Below are 5006 nucleotides of genomic sequence, written 5' to 3'. Positions count from 1 at the left end.
TTCGCAACTCTGGCTCTGCAAACCGGGGTGGACGTAAAGACCGTCTCTGGGATGCTGGGCCACTACAGCGCCGGGTTTACCCTGGACACCTACGCCCATGTGACCACCTCGGCCCAGCGGCGGGCGGCGGAGGCCATGGAACACGTCCTCTCCGGCAGTTTATAGCCCTCTCCAGTCCGGAAAAATTCCCGTATGGGTCAGAATCTGGGTCAGATTTAAAAGCCAAAAATAAACCCCTCAAAAAGGTTGCAGAAAACAAAAATAATCCGCTGGAATCAGGCGATTCCAGCGGATTTCTGGTTGCGGGAGGAGGACTTGAACCTCCGACCTCCGGGTTATGAGCCCGACGAGCTACCAACTGCTCTATCCCGCGATATGGTGCCGGAGACCGGGGTCGAACCGGCACGGGATTACTCCCACGGGATTTTAAGTCCCGGGCGTCTGCCAATTCCGCCACTCCGGCAACGGGTGGTTCCGGTCTCGTTTGAGCGCTTAACTAGCATACCATAATGTAAGAACAATGTCAAGCAAATTTTAAAAAGTTTTTGGGATGAGAAATCAGACGTGGAATTTATGGGCGCTGCGGGGAAAACGGCGGAACCTGGCAGAACAGAAAAGAATAAAACGGAATGGTTAATATGAAAAAATAGAAGAACTAGACGGTGAGCATTTTGAGTGAATCCGCTGAACTTGGGCGGCGGGGCTTGACAGATGGAAGGGAGAGGAGTAAACTCCAGAACAAGCAAAGGCGCTGCGGTTCTGGGGAACGGCGGCGCTTTTTGTTTGATCACATTCTCTTTCTTCTCTTTCCTCACAGGGAGGGCCCCGGCGCAAGCACGCCGGGGCCCTTTCTTATGATTTTGCGGCTCTGTACAGCCAATTTTTATACCGGAACAGATGTTCCGGGCACTGTACGCACGGAAGGACTGCATGAAACCGTTCCGTCAGATTTCTCTCCGCCCCTCCAGTGCCCGCATGAGGGTGGCGTCGTCGGCATATTCCAGGTGGCTGCCCACCGGGATGCCGTAGGCCAGCCGGGTGACCTTGATCTGGAAGGGTTTCAGGAGCCGGGAGAGGTACATGGCGGTGGCTTCCCCCTCAGTGTCCGGGTTGGTGGCCATGATGACCTCCTGGATGCCGCCGGCGGCCACCCGCTCCACCAGAGATTTGATGTGCAGGTCGTCGGGCCCCACGTGGTTCATGGGGGAGATCACCCCGTGGAGCACATGGTAGAGGCCCTGGTACTCCCGGGAGCGCTCCATGGCCACCACGTCCTTGGGGTCGGCCACCACGCAGATGGTGGAGGAGTCCCGCCGGGGACTGGAGCAGATGGAGCAGGGGCCGTCCCCCTCCGTGAGATTCTGACAGACGGGGCAGCAGTGGATGGCTGTTTTGGCGCTGAGGATGGCCTGGGCGAAGGCGTTGGCGTCCTCCTCCGACATGGACAGCACGTAAAAGGCCAGACGCTGGGCGGATTTGACGCCCACGCCCGGCAGCTTGGCAAACTGCTCCACTAAAGTTTCCAGCGCGGGGGGAAAATACTGCATGGGGTAGGACCTCCGGAATAATAAAATAAGACAATCATTTTAAGCCTGTAGGAGAGAGACGGCGGACGGGTCCACCGGCGTATACACCTGGAGGGTGCACTCCGAGGAGAGGGAGAAGCTCTGCTGGGCGGGATCGTACTGGAAGCCGCAGGTCAACCAGCCCAGGTATGGGCCAAAGAACCCAACGCCCAGGTCCACCCAAAAGCCGGAGCTCAGAACCAGGCGGTCCCCGTCCAAGACGATGGCTTCATTATCTCCGAAGAGGGGGGTCGGTGCCTCCGGGAACTCGGTGAGAGGAAAACCGCCGGTCCCAGCGTAGAGCGTGGTGCCGTCTGGGGCTGTGATTTGATAGACGGCCTCTCTTTCCTCGCCGAAGCTGCCCGCCTCCCGGGTACCGACCAACTGGAGCTGGACCAGACCGGACATCCACTCAGCCGCAGAGCTGGAGTCCCAGCGGACGGCCCGCTCCTCCATGGCGGCCAGGTCAAAGACCCGGGCCTGACCGCGCCACTGTCCGGTGCCGCCTCCGCCGTAGAGGTAGACGAGCTCTGGAGTGCGGTCCCCCGTCAGGTCCTGGACCAAAAGGCTGGCGTGTCCCAGCACGCCGCCGCTGCACATGGGCAGCACGGGCATTTCAAAGGTGAGGGAGCGGCCCTGGTATATGGCCTCCGCCGTGGGATCATACGGCTGGCCCGCCTCGTCCCGCCCTCCGGGCAGGACAAAAAGCTCCAGACCGGAGGCTTCATTCCAAAAGTGATACTGCAGCAGGCCGTCCCGTTCGGTCTCCTCCACCTGAACGCTGTTGGAGGGGACCTCCTGATTCCAAGTCTCAAAGGAGTCGTAGAAGGTCAGGTGCTCGGGCTCCGCCGGAGCGGACGAGCTGGCGGGAGGCCCGGAGGAGGCGCAGGCGGAGAGGGCCAGGAGCAGGGCGGAGGATAGGGCCGCCGCGCACAGGCGAGTCATGGAAAGCCCCTCCCTCTTACACCCGCAGGGCCTGAATGGCGGCGGGGATGTCCTCCGCTCCGTACACGGCGGAGCCGGCCACCAGCACGTTGGCCCCGGCCTCCACCACCAGGGGGGCGGTTTTGGGGGCGATGCCTCCGTCCACCTCCAGCTCGCAGGCGGGGTTGTACTTCTCGATGAGGGCGCGCACCTGGCGGATGGTGTCCAGCTGGGACTCCATAAAGGCCTGCCCGCCGAAGCCGGGCTCCACCGTCATCACCAGCACCAGGTCCAGCTCCTCCAGATAGGGGAGGATGGCCTCCGCCTTGGTGATGGGCCGCAGGGCCACCGCCTTTTTCACCCCGCACTGCCCCATCAGTTTCAGGGCCTGGGCGATCTGGGTGGGGTGGTCTGCCTCCAGATGGACCGAGAGCAGGTCGGCCCCCGCCTGGGCGAAGGTCTCGATGTAGCGCACCGGCTTTTCGATCATCAGGTGGACGTCCAGAAACATGTCCGTGTGCTTCCGGATGGACTTGAGCACCGGAACTCCGATGGTGATGTTGGGGACAAAGGCGCCGTCCATCACATCTACATGGAGGTAGTCGGCGGAGGATACCCGCTGGATATCCCGCTCTAAGTTACAGAAATCGGCCGAGAGAATGGAGGGAGCAATTTTAATCATAAGATGGTCCTCGCTTTCCAGGCGTTGTTGTATCCAGTGGGGCGGGCCGGCCCTCAGAGGGACGGCGGAGAGGGGCGGCGCATAGGATATGGGGCGGAGGCAGGGGGCGGCGCGCCGCCTCCTGGAACTGTGTGCTCCGGACCCCGGGCGCGCTCCAGGCCGCGCCCACGGCCCCACTGTCCGCCCGGCTTGGTCCGGAAGCCTGCCGCTTTTCAGATAGCCGCCCGCCGGAGAGAGTCATCCCTCCGGCGGGCGGCGGGAGTTTGATTGGGGGTCAGTTATAGAAATCGGCGGTCTTGACCTCGTGGACGCTGTACCCCTCGCTGCGCAGGCCGTTCAGGATCTCCTGTTTGTGGTCCTGGCCGAAGGCCTCCAGGGTGACCTTCAGCTCCACCCCGTTCTGGCGGTTGATGTTGACAAACTGGTTGTGCTCCAGCTTGATGATGTTGCCGTTGTGCTTGGCCAGCAGGGCGGACACCCGCATCAGCTCGCCGGGCCGGTCGGGCAGTAGGACGGAGAAGGTGAAGATCCGCCCCCGGATGATGAGCCCGTGCTGGACCAGAGAGGCCATGGTGATCACATCCATATTGCCACCGGAGAGAACGGACACCACATTTTTCCCCTGAAAATCCAGGTGCTTCAGAGCGGCGACTGTGAGCAGACCGGAGTTCTCCACTACCATCTTGTGCTTCTCCATCACATCCAGGAAGGCCTCCACCAGCTCCGCGTCGGGGATGGTGATGATGTGGTCCACATTTTTCTGCACATAGGGGAAGACAAGATCGCCGGGAGTTTTCACTGCTACGCCGTCGGCGATGGTGTTGGCGGTGGGGAGGGTGACCACATGGCCTGCCTCCAGACTGGCCTTCATGGAGGCGGCGCCCTCGGGTTCCACGCCGATGACGGTGACATTGGGGTTGAGCAGCTTGGCCAGGGTAGACACGCCGGCGGCCAGCCCGCCTCCACCGATGGGGACCAGGATCACATCCACATCGGGCAGGTCCTGGAAGATCTCATAGGCGATGGTGCCCTGGCCGGTGGCTACCTGCAAGTCATTGAAGGGGGGAACATAGGTGAGGCCCTCCTCCTGGGCCAGCTGGGTGGCCTTTTCCGCCGCCTCGTCGAAGACCTCCCCGTGGAGGATGACGTTGGCGCCGTAATCCTTGGTGTTGTTGACCTTGACCAGGGGAGTTGTGGTGGGCATGATGATGGTGGCGGGGACGCCGGCGGCTTGGGCGGCATAGGCCAGTCCCTGGGCGTGGTTGCCGGCGGAGGCGGTAATGAGTCCCCGACTCTTCTCGTCCTCCGACAGGGTGCTGATTTTATAGTAGGCCCCTCGAATCTTGTAGGCCCCGGTGACCTGCATATTTTCCGGCTTAAGGTAGACCTGATTCCCATAGCTCTTGGAGAGGGCGGGGGAGTGGATCAGGTTGGTGGGGCGGATCACCCCTTGCAGCACGCTGCGGGCGGCTTTAAATTGGTCTAAGGTCATAGCGCTTTTTCTGTCTCCTTTAATTGTCAAATGAATCTGATGTTCTTTTATGATAACGAATGCAGGGGATAAAGTCAATGGAGAAAGCGAGAGAAAGAGAGCGGAGGACGGGAAATTCCGGCCTGCTACATATATATATAATAATATATAGAATGCCGCAGGTGCGGGACAGCTCAGCGTTCGGCGGGGAAGCGGGGAGTGGAGAGAAGTGGGGGAGTGTGCGGAACAAGGGGAAAATGACACGGAAAGAAAAAACACGAAAAAAGGGAAAAAAGTGCTTGACAAGGGGGATGGTGTGTGGTATCCTACGTAAGCTGTCCGCGAGGGCAGTGGAAAACTCCCT

5 protein-coding genes, 2 tRNA genes and 1 pseudogene are annotated in these 5006 nt (G+C 60.7%); 2 read left to right on the top strand and 6 right to left on the bottom strand.

Translation table 11 applies throughout. The features are described 5' to 3' along the window. Positions 1-165 (top strand): annotated as a pseudogene (locus tag H6B31_RS17395) (tyrosine-type recombinase/integrase); the annotation flags it as partial. 132 nt (positions 166-297) lie between these two features. Here the strand turns inward: H6B31_RS17395 and H6B31_RS16210 are convergent. From H6B31_RS16210 to ilvA, 6 genes are all read right to left on the bottom strand, one after another. Next, a tRNA-Met gene (locus H6B31_RS16210) sits at positions 298-373 on the bottom strand. Between the two features lie 3 nt (positions 374-376). Then, positions 377-463, bottom strand: a tRNA-Leu gene (locus tag H6B31_RS16205). Positions 464-944: 481 nt separating this feature from the next. Further along, on the bottom strand, positions 945-1547 hold the full coding sequence (gene recR, locus H6B31_RS16200; protein WP_204899449.1) for a recombination mediator RecR: 603 nt from the start codon (positions 1545-1547) through the stop codon (positions 945-947). A gap of 39 nt (positions 1548-1586) precedes the next feature. After that, a complete protein-coding gene (locus tag H6B31_RS16195; protein WP_204899448.1) occupies positions 1587-2510 on the bottom strand; it encodes a hypothetical protein in 924 nt (307 codons plus the stop codon). 16 nt (positions 2511-2526) lie between these two features. Next, a complete protein-coding gene (rpe, locus tag H6B31_RS16190) occupies positions 2527-3171 on the bottom strand; it encodes a ribulose-phosphate 3-epimerase (protein ID WP_204899447.1) in 645 nt (214 codons plus the stop codon). A gap of 274 nt (positions 3172-3445) precedes the next feature. After that, positions 3446-4663 carry a threonine ammonia-lyase gene (gene ilvA / locus H6B31_RS16185; RefSeq protein ID WP_204899446.1) on the bottom strand — a complete coding sequence of 406 codons (1218 nt, stop codon included), beginning with the start codon at positions 4661-4663 and terminating at the stop codon, positions 3446-3448. A 77-nt stretch (positions 4664-4740) separates the two neighbouring features. Between ilvA and H6B31_RS16180 the strand changes: the two genes are divergently transcribed. After that, positions 4741-5006: hypothetical protein (locus tag H6B31_RS16180; RefSeq protein WP_204899445.1), on the top strand; the 266-nt coding region annotated here is incomplete at its 3' end.

The sequence above is a fragment of the Pseudoflavonifractor capillosus genome (assembly GCF_016899775.1).
Lineage (GTDB): Bacteria > Bacillota > Clostridia > Oscillospirales > Oscillospiraceae > Lawsonibacter.
This window is presented reverse-complemented; position numbering and strand designations above follow the sequence as displayed.

Excerpts from the sequence above, each read along its gene's own strand:
- H6B31_RS16195 (WP_204899448.1), bottom strand. The coding sequence starts at position 2,510 with ATGACTCGCCTGTGCGCGGCGGCCCTATCCTCCGCCCTGCTCCTGGCC.
- rpe (WP_204899447.1), bottom strand. The coding sequence starts at position 3,171 with ATGATTAAAATTGCTCCCTCCATTCTCTCGGCCGATTTCTGTAACTTA.
- ilvA (WP_204899446.1), bottom strand. The coding sequence starts at position 4,663 with ATGACCTTAGACCAATTTAAAGCCGCCCGCAGCGTGCTGCAAGGGGTG.
- recR (WP_204899449.1), bottom strand. The coding sequence starts at position 1,547 with ATGCAGTATTTTCCCCCCGCGCTGGAAACTTTAGTGGAGCAGTTTGCC.